At 59.9% G+C, this 20,737-nt stretch carries 20 protein-coding genes; 8 read left to right on the top strand and 12 right to left on the bottom strand.

The features are described from left to right. Positions 1 to 29 precede the first annotated feature (29 nt). From ftsZ to ligA, 5 genes are all read left to right on the top strand, one after another. The gene (gene ftsZ / locus RMQ97_RS10565) at positions 30 to 1,739 is read left to right on the top strand and encodes a cell division protein FtsZ (RefSeq protein ID WP_413660842.1); all 1,710 of its coding nucleotides are present in this window, start codon (positions 30 to 32) and stop codon (positions 1,737 to 1,739) included. A 209-nt stretch (positions 1,740 to 1,948) separates the two neighbouring features. Beyond that, positions 1,949 to 2,857 carry a UDP-3-O-acyl-N-acetylglucosamine deacetylase gene (gene lpxC / locus RMQ97_RS10560; RefSeq protein ID WP_413660841.1) on the top strand — a complete coding sequence of 303 codons (909 nt, stop codon included), beginning with the start codon at positions 1,949 to 1,951 and terminating at the stop codon, positions 2,855 to 2,857. 123 nt (positions 2,858 to 2,980) lie between these two features. Then, positions 2,981 to 3,811 (top strand): outer membrane protein assembly factor BamD, encoded by an 831-nt coding sequence (locus RMQ97_RS10555; protein ID WP_413660840.1) that lies wholly within the window; start codon positions 2,981 to 2,983, stop codon positions 3,809 to 3,811. A gap of 23 nt (positions 3,812 to 3,834) precedes the next feature. Further along, entirely contained in the window at positions 3,835 to 5,538 is a 1,704-nt protein-coding gene (gene recN / locus RMQ97_RS10550) for a DNA repair protein RecN (protein ID WP_413660839.1), read from the top strand. Between the two features lie 88 nt (positions 5,539 to 5,626). Further along, positions 5,627 to 7,741, top strand: coding sequence for an NAD-dependent DNA ligase LigA (gene ligA / locus RMQ97_RS10545; RefSeq protein WP_413660838.1), 2,115 nt, complete (start codon positions 5,627 to 5,629; stop codon positions 7,739 to 7,741). On the opposite strand, the gene RMQ97_RS10540 is transcribed toward ligA, so the two are convergent. The 3 genes from RMQ97_RS10540 to RMQ97_RS10530 all read right to left on the bottom strand — a co-directional run bounded on the left by RMQ97_RS10540 (position 7,732) and on the right by RMQ97_RS10530 (position 10,969). Further along, positions 7,732 to 8,454: a hypothetical protein gene (locus RMQ97_RS10540; protein ID WP_413660837.1), complete on the bottom strand. Its 723-nt coding sequence runs from the start codon at positions 8,452 to 8,454 to the stop codon at positions 7,732 to 7,734. The genes ligA and RMQ97_RS10540 overlap by 10 nt on opposite strands. 133 nt (positions 8,455 to 8,587) lie before the next feature. Then, complete coding sequence (locus RMQ97_RS10535) at positions 8,588 to 9,124, bottom strand: hypothetical protein (protein WP_413660836.1); 537 nt, start codon at positions 9,122 to 9,124, stop codon at positions 8,588 to 8,590. A gap of 3 nt (positions 9,125 to 9,127) precedes the next feature. Continuing rightward, on the bottom strand, positions 9,128 to 10,969 hold the full coding sequence (locus tag RMQ97_RS10530) for an aminopeptidase P family protein (RefSeq protein WP_413660835.1): 1,842 nt from the start codon (positions 10,967 to 10,969) through the stop codon (positions 9,128 to 9,130). A gap of 153 nt (positions 10,970 to 11,122) precedes the next feature. On the opposite strand from RMQ97_RS10530, the gene RMQ97_RS10525 reads away from it, so the two are divergent. Next, positions 11,123 to 11,281, top strand: coding sequence for a hypothetical protein (locus RMQ97_RS10525; protein WP_413660834.1), 159 nt, complete (start codon positions 11,123 to 11,125; stop codon positions 11,279 to 11,281). Between the two features lie 20 nt (positions 11,282 to 11,301). On the opposite strand, the gene RMQ97_RS10520 is transcribed toward RMQ97_RS10525, so the two are convergent. The 3 genes from RMQ97_RS10520 to RMQ97_RS10510 all read right to left on the bottom strand — a co-directional run bounded on the left by RMQ97_RS10520 (position 11,302) and on the right by RMQ97_RS10510 (position 15,635). Continuing rightward, entirely contained in the window at positions 11,302 to 12,156 is an 855-nt protein-coding gene (locus RMQ97_RS10520) for a 50S ribosomal protein L11 methyltransferase (RefSeq protein ID WP_413660833.1), read from the bottom strand. Positions 12,157 to 12,230: 74 nt separating this feature from the next. Further along, positions 12,231 to 13,157, bottom strand: coding sequence for an alpha/beta hydrolase family protein (locus tag RMQ97_RS10515; protein WP_413660832.1), 927 nt, complete (start codon positions 13,155 to 13,157; stop codon positions 12,231 to 12,233). Between the two features lie 183 nt (positions 13,158 to 13,340). Beyond that, on the bottom strand, positions 13,341 to 15,635 hold the full coding sequence (locus RMQ97_RS10510) for an ATP-dependent helicase (RefSeq protein ID WP_413660831.1): 2,295 nt from the start codon (positions 15,633 to 15,635) through the stop codon (positions 13,341 to 13,343). A gap of 237 nt (positions 15,636 to 15,872) precedes the next feature. Between RMQ97_RS10510 and RMQ97_RS10505 the strand changes: the two genes are divergently transcribed. Continuing rightward, positions 15,873 to 16,202: a hypothetical protein gene (locus tag RMQ97_RS10505; RefSeq protein ID WP_413660830.1), complete on the top strand. Its 330-nt coding sequence runs from the start codon at positions 15,873 to 15,875 to the stop codon at positions 16,200 to 16,202. Between the two features lie 6 nt (positions 16,203 to 16,208). Here RMQ97_RS10505 and RMQ97_RS10500 read toward each other — a convergent pair whose 3' ends face one another. Both RMQ97_RS10500 and RMQ97_RS10495 read right to left on the bottom strand, forming a co-directional pair. Continuing rightward, positions 16,209 to 16,514: a hypothetical protein gene (locus RMQ97_RS10500; protein WP_413660829.1), complete on the bottom strand. Its 306-nt coding sequence runs from the start codon at positions 16,512 to 16,514 to the stop codon at positions 16,209 to 16,211. Then, positions 16,483 to 16,962, bottom strand: coding sequence for a winged helix-turn-helix transcriptional regulator (locus tag RMQ97_RS10495; RefSeq protein ID WP_413660828.1), 480 nt, complete (start codon positions 16,960 to 16,962; stop codon positions 16,483 to 16,485). Before RMQ97_RS10495 ends, RMQ97_RS10500 begins: the two co-directional genes overlap by 32 nt. Positions 16,963 to 17,029: 67 nt before the next feature. Here RMQ97_RS10495 and RMQ97_RS10490 point away from each other — a divergent pair, with 67 nt between their 5' ends. After that, on the top strand, positions 17,030 to 17,416 hold the full coding sequence (locus tag RMQ97_RS10490) for a hypothetical protein (protein WP_413660827.1): 387 nt from the start codon (positions 17,030 to 17,032) through the stop codon (positions 17,414 to 17,416). Here the strand turns inward: RMQ97_RS10490 and RMQ97_RS10485 are convergent. From RMQ97_RS10485 to RMQ97_RS10470, 4 genes are all read right to left on the bottom strand, one after another. Beyond that, positions 17,413 to 17,823 (bottom strand): bacteriohemerythrin, encoded by a 411-nt coding sequence (locus RMQ97_RS10485; protein ID WP_413660826.1) that lies wholly within the window; start codon positions 17,821 to 17,823, stop codon positions 17,413 to 17,415. The two genes, RMQ97_RS10490 and RMQ97_RS10485, sit on opposite strands and share 4 nt — an antisense overlap. A gap of 125 nt (positions 17,824 to 17,948) precedes the next feature. Further along, positions 17,949 to 18,323 (bottom strand): hypothetical protein, encoded by a 375-nt coding sequence (locus RMQ97_RS10480; RefSeq protein WP_413660825.1) that lies wholly within the window; start codon positions 18,321 to 18,323, stop codon positions 17,949 to 17,951. Positions 18,324 to 18,436: 113 nt separating this feature from the next. Then, entirely contained in the window at positions 18,437 to 18,976 is a 540-nt protein-coding gene (locus RMQ97_RS10475; protein ID WP_413660824.1) for a hypothetical protein, read from the bottom strand. 64 nt (positions 18,977 to 19,040) lie between these two features. Next, entirely contained in the window at positions 19,041 to 20,651 is a 1,611-nt protein-coding gene (locus tag RMQ97_RS10470) for a chloride channel protein (protein WP_413660823.1), read from the bottom strand. Positions 20,652 to 20,737 lie beyond the last annotated feature (86 nt).

Raw genomic sequence — 20,737 nt, 5'->3', positions numbered from 1 at the left:
ACCTTGATCGACCGTTTACGGGGTCAGCCATGACGCTCAATCTCTCCATGCCCGAAACCACTGAACTGCGCCCGCGCATTGTTGTCTTTGGGGTCGGCGGTGCCGGTGGCAATGCGGTCAACAACATGATCGAAGCCGATCTGGAAGGCGTCGATTTTGTTGTGGCCAACACAGATGCCCAGGCGCTCACCCGTGCGCGCACGGATAAACAAGTTCAGATGGGTGCGGCCATCACCGAAGGTCTGGGGGCGGGTGCGCGTCCGGAAGTTGGACAGCAGGCTGCCGAAGACTCCATTGGTGAGATCCGTGAGCACCTCGCTGGTGCGCATATGGTCTTCATCACAGCCGGTATGGGCGGAGGTACCGGGACCGGTGCGGCACCGATCATTGCTCGCGAAGCCCGCGAGATGGGTATTTTGACGGTTGGTGTGATCACCAAGCCCTTCCAGTTTGAAGGTTCGCGCCGCATGAAGCTCGCCGAGTCCGGTATCGAGCAATTGCAGGAACATGTGGACACGCTGATTGTTATCCCCAATCAGAACCTGTTCCGCATCGCGACCGAGAAGACAACCTTTGCCGAAGCCTTCTCCATGGCCGACGAAGTGCTGCACTCCGGCGTGCGTGGTATTACCGATCTGATGGTCATGCCCGGCCTGATCAATCTGGATTTCGCTGATGTGCGGTCCGTGATGAATGAGATGGGCAAGGCCATGATGGGAACGGGCGAGGCCGAGGGCGAGAAACGCGCCATCGAAGCCGCCCAGGCTGCGATTTCGAATCCGCTGCTTGATGATGTCTCGATGAAGGGCGCCACGGGCGTGCTCATCAACATCACCGGTGGTTACGACATGACCCTCTACGAGGTCGATGAAGCAGCGACGGAAATCCGCGCCGAAGTCGATCCAGATGCCAATATCATTGTGGGTTCGGCGTTTGACGAGACCATGGATGGCAAAATGCGGGTGTCTGTTGTGGCAACCGGCATTGATGCTGAAGTCCAAGTCCAGGATCCGCGCTCGCGTGTAGGCGCCCCGCTGGCCCGGACACCGGCTTCAACACCTGTCCAGCAGGCGTCTGAGCGCGGGCAGAATGATCACATCCTGCCGTGGAAGCGTGAAAACAATGACCGGCCGGGCCGTGTCATGGCCGAGCGTGCGCGCATGCAGGCTGACACGGAGACCAGTGCCGGGCGTGAGCCCCAACCGGCCCCCAGCGAGCCTGAGACGCATGAGGTCGAGGCCCACAGCGAGCCGATGCGTCAAGCCGCCGGTGCGGAGCACATGAGTGGCATGGTCCGCGCGGATATCCTGCGTCCGACGGCTGCCGAACAACAGGCGGACCGTACGGAAAGCATTGTGTCGACACCCGCAGCAGAGCCTGCGCCTGTAACGGCCGAAGCGCCGCAAGTTGTTCAGGACCAGGCGCGACTGGCTGAGGAAGCCGCGGCTCTGAATTCTCGCTATGAAGCGCGTCGTCAGTCCGAGGCGCCTCGCAGCTCGGCTCCGTCTGCCCAACAGGCCGCAGCGCCAAAGGATGATGAGCGCAAGGGCGGATTTTCTTTCTTTGGTCGCCGCCGCAAGCCGATGGACCCGGCTCCGAAAGCGGCCCCGACGACCCAGGCTCGCCCGGTTGAGGAAACGCCGAAGCCCAACGGACCGGTCAGCGGTGATCTGTTTGGTGACTCACTGGACCAGGGTGATCTGGAAATTCCCGCTTTCCTGCGACGTCAGGCCAATTAATCGCCTCCTAGGCGAACAGAAACGGCCCGTGATCGCGTATCACGGGCCTTTTTCTTTGCGCACGTAACAAAGCGCAACAAAGCTTTAATTGTGATGTGGACCGGCCTGTCGTCTTGTGCACGCAAGGGACGGCTCAGGCCGTAGTCTTGGGGTTGGTTAACGGGGCCGGACAGGTCAGAGCATCTGTCCAAAGGCTGACTGGGAATAGTGTGAGTATCGTGACTTACCGGCAAACATTGGCAGCACCTGTTGTGTGCGCGGGCGTGGGGCTCCACAGCGGCGAGCGTGTGCGTCTGGTCCTGCAACCTGCTCCTGCCGGTCACGGCATCGTCTTCAAGCGTTCTGACCTCACGGATCGTGACCCGATCGTTGAAGCCAAGGCTCATCATGTCACCGGTGTGCGTCTGGGCACCACGATCTCCAATTCCGATGGTGCCTCCGTGGCGACGGTGGAACACCTGCTGGCCGCACTGGCGGGTCTGGGCGTGGATGACGTTCTGATTGATATTGATGGTCCGGAAGTCCCGGTCATGGACGGATCCTCGGCTGTGTTTGTCGAGCTTATCCGGCATGTCGGTCTCACATCTCATGGCATTGCGCGTCGTGCCATCCAGGTTCTCAAACCGATTGTTGTCGGTACGGAAGGGCGCCAGGCGCGTTTCATGCCGTCACTCTCGTCCGTGATCGAAGTCGATATTGATTTTGAACACCAGGCGGTGGGGCGTCAGTCCTACGCATTCGAAGTGACGGACCGGATCTTCTCGGAACAGATCGCAGCCGCTCGCACATTCGGCTTCAAGAAAGATTTTGATGCCCTGCTTGCTGCGGGTCTCGCGCGCGGTGGCTCGATGGACAATGCGATCGTTCTCGATGAAACCGGCGTGGCTAATCCGGACGGTCTGCGTTTCGATGATGAATTTGTCCGTCACAAAGCACTCGATGCTCTGGGTGATATTTATCTCGCCGGTGCGCCGATTCTCGGTCGCTACATCGCCAGTCGCCCGGGCCATGCTATTAATAACGAGGCTGTGCGCGCCCTTCTGGACGATCCGACGGCCTGGACCATGATCAGCCTGGGTGAGATGGAAGCCGAAGCTCGCCTTCAGGTCAGCCGCTAAATCCCTGCCTTTTCCTTGAAAATGTGAGAGATTGCTGTCGCAGCTCTTTTGCAAGGCGCAGGCATCCGCTACAACTCCTCCCAACGACCCGGCAATTCGCCGTTCAGTATGAGAGTCGCGTTCATGAAGATGTCCCTGCGCCCCGTAATTGCGCTTCTGGTTCCGCTGGCTCTGGCCGCTTGCGCCAATCGTCCGCAAGCGGATCTGGCTTATGTCGAGCGTCCGGCCGAGACGATCTATCTGGAAGCCTATGAGACCCTGGGAAGGCGCCAGTATCGTCTGGCTGCTGCCATGTTCGATGAGGTGGAGCGTCAACATCCTTATTCGGAATGGGCGCGCCGCTCCATGTTGATGGCAGCCTATGCCAATTATCAGTCGAACTCCTATGAGGAAGCGGTTTCCGATGCCGAGCGTTTCATCGCGCTGCATCCGGGTAATCGCAATGCGGCTTACGCGTATTACCTAATCGCGATCTGTAATTTTGAACAGATCATGGATGTCGGCCGGGATCAGCAAGGCACGCAAAGTGCACTCGCCGCTCTGGAACAAGTGGTGCGTCGCTATCCCAATTCGCGTTATGCCACGGACGCACGCCTCAAGATTGACATGGCGCGTGATCAGCTCGCCGGCAAGGAAATGGAAGTGGGCCGCTGGTATCTGCGCCGCAATTTCCATCTCGCTGCGATCAACCGTTTCCAGAATGTCCTTGAGGATTACGGCACGACCTCGCATGTGCCGGAAGCCCTGCACCGGCTGACGGAAAGCTATGTCGCTCTGGGTATTGATGAGGAAGCCCGACAGGTCGCTTCGGTTCTCGGTCACAATTTCCCGGGCAGCGAGTGGTATGAAGACAGCTATGATCTTCTGACCCGCGAAGGTATCACCCTTGAAGACAGTGTGGATCAGGATGATCCGGCTTACTGGCGTCGTGCCTGGCAGCGTCTGTTCGGTTGATCGGCGGGAGAGCGCGACCTTTAATGCTCAACACCCTGTCGATCCGGAATGTCGTTCTGATTGACACGCTCGATGCGGGTTTCGGTGCTGGACTATGTGCTCTGACCGGTGAAACCGGCGCGGGTAAATCCATACTACTGGGCGCACTGGGGCTGGCTCTGGGCCAACGTGCGGATCGCGGCCAGGTGCGGACCGGCGCGGATGAAGCCAGCGCCGTTGCCGAATTTGATCTACCGTCTCAGCATCCTGCCCTTGCTCCGCTTTTGGATGCCGGTGTCGATGTGTCCGATGAAGATCCGCTGATCCTGCGGCGTCGCCTGACGGCCGATGGCAAGAGCCGGGCCTATATCAATGATCAATCCGCCTCGATCACGCTGATGCGGCAGGTCGGTGAGCGCCTGGTCGAGATCCACGGCCAGCATGATGGTCGGGGTTTGATGGATGTTCGAACCCATCTTGGTCTGCTTGATCGCTTCGCCCGTCATGACACCCGGATCAACACGGTCAAACAAGCCTGGAAGGCTCTGAGCTCGGCCCAGGAGCGATATGATACCCTGCTGGCAGCCAGCCAGTCCTCTGCGGAGGAGGAAGATTTTCTGCGCCATGCGCTCGAGGAGATCGACACGCTCGACCCGCAGCCGGGAGAAGACACCGAGCTGTCGACCGAGCGCCAGTTCCTGATGCATGCCGAACGTGCTCTGACGGATTTGCAGGAGGCGGAACAGGCCTTGTCCGGTGACGGCGAGGGTCTGGAACAGCGTCTGACAACAGCACTGCGGGGATTGGAGCGTGTGCGCGAGCATATCGGAAACTCTGGCGGCGCGGCCGGCGAGGCGTTGAACCGGGCTGCCGGTGCCATTGACCGCGCGCTTATCGAGTTTGAAGAGGCTAATGAGGCTCTGGGCGAGGCTTCGCGCGCGTTTGACGTTGAGCCGGGACGATTGAACGAAGTCGAGGAACGCCTCTTCGCCTTGCGTGCACTGGCGCGCAAACACGGTGTGGAAGTCGAGGCGCTGGAGGCTTTGCGTGAGCGGTTTGCGACCCAGCTTGATGCGATTGATCATTCCGAGCAGCGTGTGTCGGAGGCGGAGAACGCCTTGCGTGCCGCCCGTGACGGCTATGAGGCGGCGTCCAATGCGTTGACGGCATCGCGCAAGAAAGCCGCGAAGGGGCTCGTCAAACGGGTGATGGATGAGCTGCCCGACCTCAAGCTCGACAAGGCGCGCTTTCAGGTGAGTTTCGAGACGACAAAACCCGGACCGGGCGGTGTTGACAGTGTGCGGTTCGAGATTTCAACCAATCCTGGATCAGCCTTTGGCCCGCTCGACAAGATTGCATCCGGGGGTGAGCTTTCCCGATTCAGCCTGGCGCTGAAAGTCGCTCTGGCGGGTGAAGACGAACCGGGCGTGATGATTTTTGACGAGGTGGACCAGGGTGTTGGCGGCGCTGTGGCGGATGCCGTGGGGCGCCGTCTGAAGCGCCTGTCCGACCAGGCCCAGATCCTCGTCGTGACCCACTCGCCGCAAGTGGCCGCGTTGGCGGACCATCACTGGAAGATCCAGAAGACCGACGGCAAGGACGGTCAGACCCGAACCACGCTTGTCCGGCTCGAGGGCGATCATCGGCGTGAAGAAGTGGCGCGCATGCTGTCGGGTGCAGACATTACGGATGCCGCCCGGGCCCAGGCCGATGCGCTGCTGTCTGTCGGTTCCGGGCAATTGCTCTAGCCCGGCACCTGTATCTCCTCTCTCGACCTCTTGCGTGCGCTGACCCAATATCCGCAGCGCGTGATCTGTGGTGATTCTGGAGAGTGTGATGAGCGCCGCCCTGAAAGATGTGTCCGCCCTCAGCGAGGCTGAAGCTGGCAGCGAACATGCCCGGCTCGTTCGCGAGATCTCGAAACACGACAAGGCGTATTATCAGGACGATGCGCCAAAGATCTCCGATGCGGTTTATGACAGCTTGCGCCAGCGGCTTGAGGTGATCGAGGCCCGTTTTCCCGATCTGGTGACGTCCAGCAGTCCGACCCAGCGTGTGGGCACGGCACCGTCAGGGAAGTTTGGCGAGATCACACATGCAGTACCGATGCTCTCGCTGGGCAATGCGTTCAAGGATGAGGATGTCGCTGATTTTGTTGAGCGGATCCGGCGTTTTCTCGGATTGAACGCCGAGGACAGGGTCGAGCTGACCGCGGAGCCCAAGATCGACGGATTATCGGCCAGTTTGCGCTACGAAAACGGCGTGCTGGTGTCCGGTGCGACGCGCGGGGATGGCGTGACGGGTGAGGATGTAACCGCCAATCTCCTGACGCTGGATGATGTGCCCCGGCGTTTGCCCGGTTCGGACTGGCCGGAGGTGCTTGAGGTGCGCGGCGAGGTCTATATGAGCCACGCGGATTTTGCTGACCTGAACACGCGCCAGCGTGACGTCGGCAAGCCAGAGTACAAGAACCCCCGTAATGCCGCTGCCGGATCCCTGCGCCAGATCGACCCGGCCAAAACAAAAGACCGGCCTTTGCGCTTTTTCGCCTATGCCTGGGGTGAGGTTTCGGCGCCGCTGGCCCCGACCCAGTATGAGAGTGTACAAAGACTGGCCGGGTGGGGGTTTGTGATCAATCAGCGAACGGCGCTCTGTTCGAGTGTGGACGATCTGCTGGCCGTCTATCGCGGTATTGAAGCCGATCGTGCCCAGCTGGGCTATGATATTGATGGTGTCGTATACAAGGCGAACCGTCTGGACTGGCAAGAGCGTCTGGGTTTTGACAGTCGCAAACCCCGATGGGCTGTGGCGCATAAATTCCCGGCCGAGCAGGCCAGCACGATCCTGGAGGGAATTGATATCCAGGTGGGACGAACCGGCTCCCTCACGCCGGTGGCTCGCCTGAAACCCGTCACGGTCGGGGGTGTCGTGGTGTCCAATGCGACACTTCACAATGAGGACGAGATTCTCCGCAAGGATGTGCGTGTGGGGGATAGGGTGATTGTCCAGCGTGCCGGTGATGTGATCCCGCAAATCGTGCGCGTTGTGGATCCCGATCGGGTTGATCGCGGTCCGGCCTTCGAATTTCCCCATGTCTGCCCGATCTGCAACAGCCAGGCCGTGCGTGAGCACGACGAAAAGACCGGCAAGCTGGATGTGGTCCGCCGTTGTACCGGGGGGCTGATCTGTGCGGCACAGCGTGTGGAAGGGCTCAAGCATTTTGTGGCCCGCAAGGGTTTTGATATCGAGGGCTTGGGCGCGAAACAGATTGAAGCTTTTAGTGAAGAGGGGCTGGTGACCGCGCCGGCTGACATCTTCACACTGGCCAAGCGCAATGCTGCAGGGGCGGTTCGTCCGCCCCTGCAGGACCGCGAGGGGTGGGGGGAGACATCTGTGGCCAATCTCTTCTCGGCCATCGAGGGACGCCGCGCCATCGCTCTCGCGCGTTTGATCAATGCCTTGGGTATTCGCCATGTGGGGGAGAATACGGCGGCACTTATGGCGCGGACCTATGGCAGTTGGACAGCGTTCCGTTCGGCCTGTGAAACACTCTCCGAGCCAGCGGTTCGCGAGGAGATGATGGGCATTGACGGGATTGGCGGAGCGGCGGTCGAGGCGCTGGAGCAGTATTTCAGCGAGCCTCATAATCGCGACATGCTCGATCATCTGATCGCTCAGATCGATCCGCGTGATGCCGAACAGGTGGCGTCGGATTCGCCGGTGGCTGGCAAGACCGTGGTGTTTACCGGGACACTTGAACGCATGACCCGCGATGAGGCCAAGGCTCGGGCCCAGGCCCTGGGCGCAAAAGTGGCGGGATCGGTGTCGAAAAACACGGATTATCTGGTGGCTGGCCCCGGTGCGGGGTCGAAAGCCCGCAAGGCGGCAGATTTGGGTGTGGAGACGCTCACGGAAAAAGCGTGGTTCCAGCTGATCGGGGATCAGGCCTGATAGATGTCTTCGCTGCCATCCGGCAGATCTTCACACACACGAACCAGGCTGATCGCGGCGTCAGACTGGTTGATCCAGAAGGTCCAGCGCCGGTCGGCATCCACGCGGACGAGCCAGCACGGCAGGGGCTCGTTTTCGCGCGTGGTGCAGGTCTCCTCGCCGATCACCGTGACATCGGCGAAGAGGAATTGCGCGCCCGGTTTAAGATCAGCCATGAAGGTCAAAAGACGCGTGGAATAGCCGACCGCGAGGGGGAGGGCGGCAATGATCATGCCCAGGGATGAGCCTTCAAAGACCGGGCGCGGAGCGGAGAGCGTGCTTTCCAACGTCAGGCGCGTCTCTGTTTCTTCAGGTCCGGCCGGCCAGACCGGATGCGCTGAATGGATCACGCGGCCATCATATTCTGTGCGAATGACCGGGTTGTTGTCATGGTCCACAGCCGTGGAGACAGGCTGGAGATTGCAAAGCTGGGCTTCATCAAACCGCACTTCCGTTTCACCGGTCCGGTGCGTGTAGATGCGTTCGCGGCGCAACAGGGCCTGGCCCTGGCGTACAGCCCGGCTGATGGTCAGCACACAGGCTCCCATCTCTTCGAGGCGACCGTCCGGGTGATGGACATAGCGCGAATAGGCGATGGATTGTTCAGGGACTCGTCGCCCGTCGGCAACATTGTCCGCCGGGGAAATCCACGGGGTCAGAGGCATGTCTCGCATCGAGAAGGATTGTCCGCACAGGTTGAGTGCAGGCGTTTTCGGCGAATTCACGCATTAGGGGAATGAATATGGCATGCATGGCGCTCATATTGTATGAGCCCAAGCCCTGTCTGGACAGGCGAATTGACTGGTTTTAGTCGGCGATCCGGCGATAAACGCCATCGATCCGCAGGTTGTCGCCATGATCTCGAAGATAGAGCACCAAAGCGGCTTCCAGTGAGGCCCAGCTCTCGACCTTGCAGAACCCCTCTTCATCCCGGGTGATGGACCAGGTCGAGCGATCATCCGCGCTTAGCGCGCTGCAGTCGGGATTGTGATAGGTCGCAATATTGCCCGGATACAGGAAGACCAGGCCATAACCATACTCGGTGCGACCATCCGCGCTTTCAGACATGGCCATGGCCGCATAGGTGCCGTCCGCAATTTCCCGCAGGCGAACAGCGTTGTGTGGGAAGTCCGGTACATCGGACACATAACGGCCGCCTCGGCGCTGAATTCTCCCTTCCCAGGTCGGTCGGGGCCAGGGCGCTCCGGTTTCGTCATAAGGGGTGTGCGAATAGACACCGGGCTCCAGCGGGAGATCGACCTGGAAGCGACCAATCAGCGGATCGTCCGAGTAAAAACATCCCGCCAGACACAGGCAGGCCAGAAGAACAGCCAGGCGTGCCATGAATCAGGGTGTCGCTCCGTAGAGCGGCTCCGTGGCCTTGCGCAGCCATTCTGCGGTGATGTCGTCCAGAAGCGGGGTCAGCTTGGTGCGTACATCGAGATGATAGGCATCCAGCCAGGCCAGCTCGTCCGGCGAGAGCAAGGTGACATCGATCAGGCCCCGATGGATGGGCGCAAGCGTGAGTGTCTCAAAGCCCAGCATATCGCGCTCACCACCGGCGATAGGGGTGGCCTCGGAGACGACCTGGAGGTTTTCCGTGCGGATGCCAAATCCATCGCGCTTATAATATCCCGGCTCGTTGGACACGATCATGCCCGGCTCCAGGGCGACGCTGTTGGGGGCCTTGCCGATGCGTTGCGGGCCTTCATGCACGCCCAGGAAACTGCCCACGCCATGTCCGGTACCATGGTCGTAATCGAAACCGGCCTGCCAGAGCGGGTAGCGCGCCAGGATATCCAGCTGGGTGCCTGTGGTGCCTTTGGGAAAACGCACACGCGCCAACGCCATATAGCCTTTCAGAACCCGGGTGAATTGCGTCACCATCTCTGATGTCGGATCCCCGATGGGAATGGTACGCGTGATATCTGTCGTGCCGTCTGGATACTGGCCGCCACTATCCACCAGGAAGAGCGAGCCGCGCGCCAGTTTCAGATTGCTTGCCTCGGAGACGCGATAATGAGCGAAGGCCGCATTCCCTTGGGCGCCGGAAATCGTGTCGAAAGACAGATCACGCAGTTCCGGCAGGTCGCGGCGCAAACTCTCCAGTTTCTGTGCGGCCTGGATCTCGTCAATCTCGCCGGACTGGGCTTCGGTATCGAGCCAGTGCAGGAAGCGGACAATGGCCGCTCCGTCGCGAATGTGAGCCTGACGGGCTCCTTCGACCTCGGTGGTATTCTTGGCGGCCTTGGGCAGAAGAACAGGGTCATCCAGTTTCTGAATCCGCGCGCCGCCCGCAGTCAAAGTGTCGAACACCCAGGCCGAGGCCGATGCGGGATCCACACGAACGGTCTTGTCCGCATATTCGGCGAGCCCGGCGGCGAATTCGCTTTCCGGTCGCAGGGAGACCTCATTGCCCAGATGGGCACGGGTTTCGTCGGAGATCTTCTCCGGCGCGACAAACAAGGTCGCCGTTCCGTCTGCATTCAAGATGGCAGAGGACAGGGGCAGCGGTGAACGGGAGACGTCCCCGCCGCGAATATTGAACAACCAGGCGATCGAGGGCGGAGCCGTGATGACGGCCGCATCGGCTCGTCCCTTTTGCAGGGCAATCCCGATGCGTTCGCGTTTGGAGGTATGAGCTTCTCCCGACAAATAGTCGGGATGCGGGATGATTTGCGCCGTGGGAGCGGCCGGACGGTCAGTCCAGGCGTGATCAATGGGGTTCTGGTCAACGGCGACCAGCTCCACACCGGCGCGACTTGCAGCCAGTTGGAAACGGTCCATGGCATCGGGACTGTGCAGGCGCGGGTCATAACCGACACGTTCGCCCGAGCGTCCATTACGCTCCAGCCAGCCTGCGGCGCCTGCATTCTCGATCAGGCTTTCATAGGCAAACAGATCACCATCCACCTGGTCCCGGACCTGGAAGGTGTAACGCCCGTCCACAAACACTGCGGCCCGGTCCTGCATGACAATGGCCGCCCCTGCGGAACCGGAGAAGCCGGTCAACCAGAGCAGGCGCTCATTGCAATCGGGCAGGTATTCATTGTCGTACTCGTCCTCGTGGGGAACAAGAAAACCGTCGAGCGACAGGGCCTTCAAGGCCTCGCGCAGCTTGGGAAGGTTGTCTCGGCCCATGTGCGGGCCGCCCTTCACGTCAAAGGTCTGGGCAATCATCTGGGTCATGGCGCGACACTAGGCCTGCGACATGACGGTTGCAATCATTCAGAGCGCTTGTGCCACATCGTCCATGCAAAAGCGCAAAGCTGAAATGCGAAAATCATGATAGCGCTAACATAATCCGGGTGGTATTACACTTGCGAAAGATGGAGGCAAGCCATGTACTCGATGGATGATTTCCCGCGCTTTAACAGCGGTTATGTTGTGTTTCTGCCCACCCGCCAGCAAGCGGAGAAGGCGCGCAATATGCCCGCACGCAAGATCAACTGGTCGGCTTTGTGGGCCAAGCTGGGCTTCAAGGGCGGCATTGCTGTTTAAAGCTTCGTGAGCGAAGTTAATCAGGGTCTGGACGCGACGAGCGTTTCCCAGCCCTCGATCGGTGTCTGCCGCGCTACGCTCAGACCGGCCTTTTCATAGGCCTCACGCACCCAGCTTTCCTGTTCGGTCAGCAATCCGGACAGGATGACCCGTCCGCCCGGTGCCAGCAAGGTGGCAATGCCCTCGGCCAGGGAGACCAGCGGTCCCGCCAGGATGTTAGCAAAGACTAGGTCAAACTCTCGTCCGGCCAGCTTGGCATGGTCGAGACCATCCGCGACAAAGCACTCGATATCAGGCGTGCCGTTCTTCTCGCAATTGGCCTGACTTTCGCTAACGGCCTCCGGATCGATGTCGGAGGCGAGGATATGCGCGTCGGGCAGAGTTTTTGCGGCCGCAATCGCTAGCGCCGCCGTGCCACAGCCCAGATCAAACACGGTATCCGGACGCACACCTGCACTCAGCAACGCATCAAACGCCATCAGGCAGCCGCGCGTGGTGCCGTGATGGCCTGTGCCAAATGCCGGACCGGCTTCGATCTCGAGGCCGATCTCTCCGGGCTCAAGCGACAGGCCGTCTGCATTATGGGCACCAAACAATTTGAAACGTCCTGCCGCCACGGGTTGCAGGCCTTCCAGTGACAGACGCACCCAGTCTTCGTCAGGCACGGGGATCAGATCGGGCACCGCGGACAGGGCCAGCACATCGCGCAGTCCGACGGGATCCGGTTTGATGTCGAAATACATGTCCAGACGGGCCGGATCGCTATCGTCGAAGAGTGACCAAGACATGGCCAGGCCCACGGCATCGAGCGTTTCAGTGGCCGTAGCCAGGTCGGCAAAGGTACCAAACGCGGTGGCGCGCCAGAGGGTTGTCATGGGTCTGTCCTGTCTTCAAGGCGGTGACGGTTTGCGGCCGTGGGGTGGGGCGCAGCAATGACGCCGAACGTGCTCTAAGGCAAGTTATCCCCTGCAGGCGTGTCGACAGAGAGAGCATCCAGCAGGTGGTCGACGATCGTCTGCCAGGCCGGGGAGGTCGGGTCGATGAGTTCAAAATGGCCGGCGCCGTCCAGGGTGAGGGTCCGTGCTTCACCCGATTGGCTGCGGACATGCTCTCCAAAGCGTTCGCCAAACTCAGGGGGAACGATCGGGTCAAGTTCACCGGAGATGACAATCAGCTCAGCGCTGACAAGTGGCATATGCGCCGGTGAGATCTGGGACAGGAGAGCCGGATTAAACTGGCCGCCCATCAGATTATCCACCGTGGCCGGTTCGCCGCAGCGCCCGGGGCCGTTGTCCCGATAATCCTCCAGATCATTGATCCCGGCCAGTGTGATCACCGTGCTCGCCCCCACCGGATCATCGGAATGGAAGGGATGATCGTCAGGCAGTGTTTCCCGGGCGGCGGCCCACAAGGCCAGATGCCCTCCGGCGGAATGTCCTGTGAACACGATGTTGTCGGTCTTGAGCGGAAAGGCTTGGGCCAGTTCCCGCACATGGTCGACACCTGCAGCGACATCCAGGAAGGTTCCGGGATAGGCACCGGTGTCATGGCCGATCCGGGCGTATTCCAGGTTCCACACCGCAACGCCCCGAGCCCGCAAATCGGCAGCCAGATAATCCTGCAAGATTGTACCCGGGATCTGCGACAGCCAGCACCCGCCATGGATCATGACAACCAGCGGGAAGGGCCCTTCGCCGTCGGGTAGCCAGAGCTCGCCGAACTCATGCTCGCCCCCGCCATAGGGGATGCGAACATTGGCGTTTTCGCGCGGTCGATCCAGCAGATCAGACCAGCTGATCGGGCGGGCGTCTGCATGCGGATCCGAATACGGCGTGTCAGACGCCAGGGTGACAGCAGCAATCAGGGAGAGGAGCACAGTGTCAAACTCGCAGGATCAGAGTGCACAAGGGCGTTGAGCCAGTCCGGTTGGGTCGCGCGGCAGCGGTGGGGCATCCCTCCACGGACACGGGATGCAGAGCGTGACGGTTTGCTTTCGCGCGTCAAGGGGCGAACCGGGAAAACCATGCCTTCCGCTCAAGAGGTGTCGTTTGAGATGGGGCTAGGGCATAGCCTTGAGGAAGCTTGCCACGACTTTTTTGGTGCCGGCCTTTTTAAAGGCCACAGTCAGTTTCTCGCCATCCGCTTTCATCACAACACCGGGGCCGAATTTGTCGTGAAACACTTGGTCGCCGGAGGCGTATTGCCCCTGCTTGTCGCCACCGCCGGACTGGATCAGCGTGGCCTTGGCGTTGATGGTCGGAGGCTCGCTGCGCCGACCGCCTTGGCTGTTGGCCTGATAGCGTTTCCAGCCCGGTGAGGAATAGGTCGAGTCCATTGGATCGGCCTGGGCGACAAAACTCTCGCGTCCAGGGCCGCCATCATAATAACCCGTCTCCGACTTGGCCTCGACATGTTCGGCCGGAAGCTCATCGATGAAGCGACTGGGAATGACCGACTGCCAGCGTCCATAGATCATTCGGTTAGCGGTAAAGGTGATCACGGCCTGTTCGCGCGCCCGGGTGATGCCCACATAGGCCAGGCGCCGCTCCTCTTCCAGCGAGCGTGTGCCGCCTTCGTCCAGGGAGCGCTGGGAAGGAAAGACCGTCTCTTCCCAGCCGGGCAGGAAGACAAGCGGGAATTCCAGACCCTTGGCGGCGTGCAGCGTCATCAGTGAAATCTCGCTGCCATCGTCGGAGGCGCGATCGGCATCGGTGACTAGCGCAACGTGTTCCAGATAGGATTCCAGGGTATCCCACTCACCCATGGCGCGGACGAGTTCCTTGAGGTTCTCCAGTCGCCCGGCAGCCTGGGGCGTCTTGTCCTCGCGCCACATGGCCGTGTAGCCGCTTTCATCCAGCACGACCTCGGCGAGCTCATCGAGGCGGGAATGATTGGACTGGTCGCGCCAGCGTTCCAGATCGCGCAGGAATACCTGCAATCCGGTTTTGGCCTTGCCGCGTATCTCGTCCGTACCCAGCATGACCCGTACGGCCTCGGTCATGGGAACGCCCATATCCCGTGCCGTGATTGCGATTTTCTGGACAGTGGTATCGCCAATTCCGCGTTTGGGCGTGTTCACAATCCGCTCAAAGGCCAGATCGTCCTCCGGTGAGCGGACGAGCCGCAGATAGGCGTGAGCATCGCGAATCTCTGCGCGTTCGAAGAAGCGCGGGCCTCCAATCACCTTGTAGGGAAGGCCTAGCATGATGAAGCGGTCCTCAAACGCACGCATCTGCCAGGCGGCACGGACCAGGATTGCGATATCGGCATACTCGCGGCCCTTGGAGGCCCAGTTCTCGGCCTCCTCGGCGATGAAGCGGGCCTCGGCCTCGCCATCCCAGATCCCGCTGACACGGACTTTCTCGCCGCCACTATCCTCGGTCCACAGGGTCTTGCCCAGGCGCGAGCGATTGGCCGCGATCAGACCGGAGGCTGCGGCGAGTATGTGTTCTGTCGAGCGGTAATTGCGTTCCAGGCGGACGACGTGGGCGCCGGGAAAGTCTTTTTCGAAGCGCAGGATATTGTCGACCTCGGCGCCGCGCCAGCCATAGATCGACTGGTCGTCATCGCCCACACAACAAATATTGCCTGTGCCCTGGGCCAGAAGGCGCAGCCACAGATACTGCGAGACGTTGGTGTCCTGATACTCGTCGACCAGGATGTAACGGAATTTGCGATGGTATTCGGCGAGGACATCTGCATGGTTCTTGAAAATGTGCAGGGTGTGCAGCAGGAGGTCGCCAAAATCGCAGCAATTAAGCGTGCGCAGACGTTCTTGATACAGGGTGTAGAGCTTGCCGCCCAGCCCGTCGGCGAACGCCCATTTGTCCTCTTCGCCCAATTGCTCGGGTAGCAGGCCGCGATTTTTCCAGCCATCGATCAGGCCGGCGAGCAGGCGCGGGGTCCAGCGTTTTTCGTCAACACCTTCGGCCTGGAGGATCTGCTTCATCAGGCGCAGCTGATCATCCGTGTCGAGAATGGTGAAATTCGATTTGAGTTCCACCAATTCGGCATGGCGGCGCAGGATCTGCGCGGAAATCGAGTGGAAGGTTCCCAGCCATGGAACGCCTTCGACGGCCTCTCCGATGATCTTGCCGACGCGTTCCTTCATTTCCCGGGCCGCTTTGTTGGTGAAGGTCACCGAAAGGATTTCCCACGGCCGCGCCCGCCCGGTCGCCAGGATATGGGCCAGGCGCGTGGTCAGAACCCGGGTCTTGCCGGTGCCCGCTCCGGCCAGGACCAGAACGGGACCGTCCATCGCCTCCACCGCTTCACGCTGTTCGGCATTCAGCCCGTCAAGATAGGGCGAGGGCGGCGCCGGGCGCGCCATGTCGGAAATGGAAAGATTGGACATTGGTCAGATCAGCCTGATTCTCTAACGGAGAAGTGTGACCTGATTGCCCGGTAATCCCAAGAGGTCTGACTGAAATTGTTCAAGCTTTGTTCGCACTCCTCCGGAAGTGCCTCAAGTTTTGGGTGTATATCAAAAAGATGTCACTAAAGATTGCTATGAGGTGGGCCAGCTCTCGACGCTAAGCGTTTTGTTGCGTTTCTGTGTGAGTTCGGGGGATGACGCGGGGACAGGTGAGACATGCTTAGATTCAACCCGGATGGAGTACCACGGCTACTCGCTTACGTGTGCTTTGCGGCGCTGGTTGGTGGATATTTTTTGCCATCATTCATTTATGAAAACGTACTCGATCGATCCACCTACTATTTTTCAAGGGTGCAAGAGGCGATTTACTTCGCGATCCAGTTGTTTTCAGCATCTTTGTCAAATTGGATTGCCCTTAAAATAGCGATCCAGATTGATGATCGTGTCGATGAAGAGATGTTCTACATTTTCCCGGTGGAGTTCTGGTCATGGCTGACTTTCGCCGTTGGTATCTTGGGTGCATTGTGGATCGTCTTTATTGGGTAAGTTGAGTTACCCCGGCCTCAGAAGGGCATCCGGCTTTCGAGCGCTCTTCGGCCCGTACGTCATGTCGATTTCGCGAGTATTGGCCGTCAGCCAGGGTTTGATACTCATCAAGAATTTTTCCGGCAGCCCACCGTCTTTGCGCCAGGTGTCGTTGGAATAGGCACAGAATGCGGCGAGCCGGTCTTTCTGGCTCAGCACGTGGGGTACCAGGGCGGCATAACCTGTCCGAGCCCTATAGGCATCCTCGTCACGGAAATGATCGAGGGTGACCTGGCCAAACTCAGGTGGAACGGACGGGTTTGAGCGTGACACGGGTCAGCGGGATAACCTCGCCCTGTGATGTAACGGGTCTGATGGAGACGGGTTGGCCTGTCTCGGTATCGATCATCTCCACCGTTCTCGGTGACGTGCGGACGTGCTCGTCGCTCCACTCCATCAAGGCGAGAAGCGGGAGTGCAAGGGCCTTGCCTGACGGGGTCAGCACGTAAGCCTGGCGTGTTCGGGAGCCGGGTTCCTGATAAGGCTGTCGTGTCATCAGCCCTGTGTCGACAAGCTTGGACAGGCGGTCCGTGAGCATCGAGCGGGGTGCTCCGAGGTCGGCGCGCATGTCGTCATATCTCACGACGCCGTAGAGCGCCTCTCGCAAGATAAGAAGCGTCCAGCGATCGCCAATGAGATCGGTGGCGAGGGCCATGCCGCAATCATCAAGGGCTATCGGGGCGCGTGTTCGAGCGTGGGAAAGCGGATCTGAGTTTGACATTCGGTATCAGCTATCTTATTTCTGGCTGAGTTCAAAAAACGGTTTCAGCTTGGGGCGTGAGGGCACCATGACCTATTTCTCTCTTCTACTTCTCGGAAAAATCGCAGGATCGTTTGTGCTGTTCGTGCTGCCCATGCTGGTCCTGCCACGGGCGCGTCTGGACAGGCTGTTGGGGCAGACGTCCTCATCGCCAGCGATGTATCGCCTGTATGGTACTGCCGTCCTTGCCCTTTTGGTGGCCTATGCCTGGGGGATCGTGATGGCCGAGCGGGGCGAAATGCCCTGGGGTATCGTCGCGACGGGGCTCGTGTCCAATGCGGGCGGTTTGTTCGTGATGATCGTGACGGGCATGATTGCGAAGGCCCGGACATCCGCGATATTCATTGGCTGTGTTGCGGTTGGATTGTGTACCGTGAGCGTCATGCCGAACCTTGCGCTTCAATCCGCTTTCTAGCCAGCCTGTCGCAAGGCCTCGCCCTTTGGGCCGTACTTCATATCGATTCCGCGGATATGGGCCGTCAGCCAGAGTTTGAGAAACATCAGGAATTTTTCCGGCAGTCGACCGTCATTGCGCCGGGTATCGTCGGCATAGGCGGTGTATTTGGCGAGCAGGTCTTTGTGGATCAGCGCATGGGAGGCCAGCCCGGCATATCCGGTCCGCGCCATATAGGCTTCCTCGTCACGGAAATGATCGAGGGTGACCTGGCCAAGCTGATTGACGAGCGCAATAACCAGACCACCTGTAAGGCCATCTTCATGGGCATCATTGATCTGATTCATCAAATCCAGAATGCGTTTGTGCTCATCGTTCATTGCCTGAACACCGACATCCAGCGTGTCATCCCATTCCATGATCGGCATAAATCCCTCCATAAATTAAGGGATATATCTGGCAGGTGAATCTTAATGACATGTCAGCACCCATGAGCCGCCACGGGGCCAGCCTGTCATATCTTATGAAGCGGAGGTGTGAGCGCGATCGCGCCTTATCGGCGGGGCAGGGGACGCAGAGGCGCGGCTTCCAGGAAGCGCAGGAAATGTTCGCTCAGCTCGCCATTTGCGGCCCGGCAGTCTTCGGCATGGCGCACAAACTCGTCCATAAAGTCAGCCTGGAGATCCATGATATAGTCGGACAGATCATCTGGTGTCGTCACCGTGTCGGCGATCGTTTGGAAATAGGCTTCAAACTCAAGCGCCAGCTCATTGATCGACATCAGTGTATGCGGTCCGCCCCGGCAGGCCTCGACGCGTAGAAACTGCACCTGGCTCCGAATATTGCGCAGGATTTCCAGTGCCGGGCCGGGTTGAGGCGTCCGGGACAGGGCTGTTGGTTTCTGGCAAAAATCTCTTGCGTCGATCACGACACACTCCGCGAGGTCCGGTACGGGGCTCGGAATGAGCCTGCGCCTTACCTAAGCGGATTTGCACGTCACACGCCGTGTGCGGCATCACGCTCGCACAGATTGATACGGGATCAGTCGAAGAGCGCGTCAATATCGGCCTGGACGCCCTCGTCCTCGTATTCCGGCTCGTGATCCGTCGTGCCGTGAATGGCGCCGGACGCCGCCGAAATCAAAGGTTTGATCTGATGGGTCGCGGCATGGGCAGCCTGATGCAACTGGTCTGCGTCGGATGAACGTCTCAGCGCCTCCTGTACGTCCTGGACTTCGGTGTCGAGCTGCAGGACGACGGTGTCAAAATGTGCTTTGACCTCCCGAGGGGCGTGTTCATAGGCCAGGATGGCGAGGTCGCGGTCCTTGAAACCGGAATTCTGGAAATGCCCTGCATAATCCAGCGGGGCCCAATCAAGAACATCTTCCACACAGTCCGGCATGTCCGGTAGCATTTCCATCAGCATGATCACTTCGTTGAAGTGATTGAGATAGTCCGTCGCCAGGCCTGTGGTTGGATTGATATTGGCCGCGTCCAAAGCAGACGCAGACAGAACGCCCTCGCCGAATACCGGTGACGGGGTCTGATTGGTCGCGTTCGGATATGCCTCACCCATAGCCATGTGAATCACAATAAAAGCAACAACCTTTCCAGAGGAATAACCAAACTCAATCTGGACTGTCACTCTAGTGATGTTCTTCTTCGTGAGCGTCCTTGAGTGCTTTTGCGTAAGCTGCATGAGCATCAGCCTTGGTCACCCAGCCAATCACCGCCTGGTCTCCGTGCCGCCTGCGCACCGGAGCGCCTTCCAGCTCTTCGGCATCCAGAACGCCGAGCGCCCGGCCCAGCGTGTCATCTTCGAAGACACAGGCTGTTTCGGGCATTTCGTCCTGGCTCCAGTCATCAAGTGGCATCATGAAGGAGCGTACACGCACCATCTGGAGGATGAGCCGAGAGGATCCGCCGGCCAGGTCATATCCTTTGCGCTGGACCTGTTTTTGAAACAGGGATCCGCCAATGACCGATTGTGTCGCGACGGTGGCGAGGGAGACGGCAACCAATACAGCCACGGCGGCCTCGTAGCTCTGGGTCAGTTCAAATACGATCAGAGTGGTGGATAGCGGGGCACCCAGCACAGCGCCAGCGACGGCACCCATTCCAATCAGGGCGAAAAAGGCCGGTCCGGCCGTCTGGTCTCCGACCATCATGGCCCAGACCAGACCGAAGGCCGATCCCAGCATGGCCCCCAGATAGAGCGAGGGAGAGAAGACACCGCCGGAGAAACGGAAGCCGATGGTAAGGATGGTGGCGAGGAGTTTCAGCGCGATGAGCCCGATGAGAAAGCCAAATCCATATTCTGCATTGAGCGCATTGGATGTGGCCTCATACCCCACGCCCAGGATTTCAGGAGCAATCAGGGCGAGAAGGCCGATCAATAAGCCACCGGGTAAAGGTAAAATCCAGAGCGGTATACGCCAACGTTCGGCATGAGACTGAACCAGTCCCGGGACCGTCAGGAGACCCCGGTCGAGCGCAATGGCCAGGCCGGCTGCAGCCAGTCCCAGCGCCGCGGCGGCAGGGAAATCCCATAAATGAGCGCCCAGCATGTCGGGCACACCAAATACCGGATCCTGTCCGAAATAGTGCCGCACGATCACGGCGCCAACCACGCTGGCCACAGCGACCGGTGCGATGGACCGCAAGGCGTAGTGTCCCAGCACCACTTCAAACGCGAAGAGCGCTCCGGCCACAGGGGCGTTGAAACTGGCTGAAACAGCTGCCGCAGCACCGCAGGCGAGCAGAATGCGCGAACCGCGAGGTGGCAATCGAGTGAGTCGGGACAGGAGGGCTGCGATCGTGCCGCCCAGATGGACAGCCGGGCCTTCCCGGCCCGCACTGGCGCCGCCGCCGAGTGAGATAGCCGACACCAGGGCCGAATAGAGGCCGGGTGCGATGGGCATGAGACCGTTCTTGACCGCCCGGGCTTCAAGCAGGTCGCCCACTCCCAGGACGCGGGATTCCGGGGTCAGGTTCAGCCGCTGGCCCAGCCACAGCAAAAGGGCGACCAGAGCGCCGGTTGTTAGTGGGATCAGGACGAGGAGCCAGGCTGGCAATTGTCCAGCTGCCGTGGCGAGTTCCTCTTCGGTGACGCCGAAGGCCAGCGTTTCGACCTGGCTGATGATGATGCGAAGCCCCAACGTCGCATAGCCCGCGAGTATGCCGGCCAGCAATCCCAACAGCCAGAGCGCCGGCCCGCGCCCGTCGGCAAAAGCATGTCGGATCAGTCGAATAACCAATTTAGCCCCTCATAGACCCACCGTACGCCCCGATCTTGTGTCGCGTGATACGACGGTGGGCGTCAAGCTTGTGGTGTCCGGATCGC

The sequence above is a fragment of the Maricaulis sp. D1M11 genome (genome assembly GCF_047308265.1).
In the GTDB taxonomy this organism is placed as follows: Bacteria; Pseudomonadota; Alphaproteobacteria; order Caulobacterales; family Maricaulaceae; genus Maricaulis.
The sequence above is the reverse complement of the archived record's forward strand: the minus strand, read 5'-3'. Positions and strand labels throughout refer to the sequence as shown.

What these genes read in the sequence shown, in the direction of transcription:
- ligA (WP_413660838.1), top strand. Translation starts at nt 5,627, where the DNA reads ATGAGCGCCGCCCTGAAAGATGTGTCCGCCCTCAGCGAGGCTGAAGCT.
- RMQ97_RS10530 (WP_413660835.1), bottom strand. Translation starts at nt 10,969, where the DNA reads ATGACCCAGATGATTGCCCAGACCTTTGACGTGAAGGGCGGCCCGCAC.
- ftsZ (WP_413660842.1), top strand. Translation starts at nt 30, where the DNA reads ATGACGCTCAATCTCTCCATGCCCGAAACCACTGAACTGCGCCCGCGC.
- RMQ97_RS10525 (WP_413660834.1), top strand. Translation starts at nt 11,123, where the DNA reads ATGTACTCGATGGATGATTTCCCGCGCTTTAACAGCGGTTATGTTGTG.
- RMQ97_RS10535 (WP_413660836.1), bottom strand. Translation starts at nt 9,124, where the DNA reads ATGGCACGCCTGGCTGTTCTTCTGGCCTGCCTGTGTCTGGCGGGATGT.
- RMQ97_RS10505 (WP_413660830.1), top strand. Translation starts at nt 15,873, where the DNA reads ATGCTTAGATTCAACCCGGATGGAGTACCACGGCTACTCGCTTACGTG.
- RMQ97_RS10555 (WP_413660840.1), top strand. Translation starts at nt 2,981, where the DNA reads ATGAAGATGTCCCTGCGCCCCGTAATTGCGCTTCTGGTTCCGCTGGCT.
- RMQ97_RS10490 (WP_413660827.1), top strand. Translation starts at nt 17,030, where the DNA reads ATGACCTATTTCTCTCTTCTACTTCTCGGAAAAATCGCAGGATCGTTT.
- RMQ97_RS10485 (WP_413660826.1), bottom strand. Translation starts at nt 17,823, where the DNA reads ATGCCGATCATGGAATGGGATGACACGCTGGATGTCGGTGTTCAGGCA.
- RMQ97_RS10495 (WP_413660828.1), bottom strand. Translation starts at nt 16,962, where the DNA reads ATGTCAAACTCAGATCCGCTTTCCCACGCTCGAACACGCGCCCCGATA.
- RMQ97_RS10475 (WP_413660824.1), bottom strand. Translation starts at nt 18,976, where the DNA reads ATGGCTATGGGTGAGGCATATCCGAACGCGACCAATCAGACCCCGTCA.
- RMQ97_RS10540 (WP_413660837.1), bottom strand. Translation starts at nt 8,454, where the DNA reads ATGCGAGACATGCCTCTGACCCCGTGGATTTCCCCGGCGGACAATGTT.
- RMQ97_RS10510 (WP_413660831.1), bottom strand. Translation starts at nt 15,635, where the DNA reads ATGTCCAATCTTTCCATTTCCGACATGGCGCGCCCGGCGCCGCCCTCG.
- recN (WP_413660839.1), top strand. Translation starts at nt 3,835, where the DNA reads ATGCTCAACACCCTGTCGATCCGGAATGTCGTTCTGATTGACACGCTC.
- RMQ97_RS10520 (WP_413660833.1), bottom strand. Translation starts at nt 12,156, where the DNA reads ATGACAACCCTCTGGCGCGCCACCGCGTTTGGTACCTTTGCCGACCTG.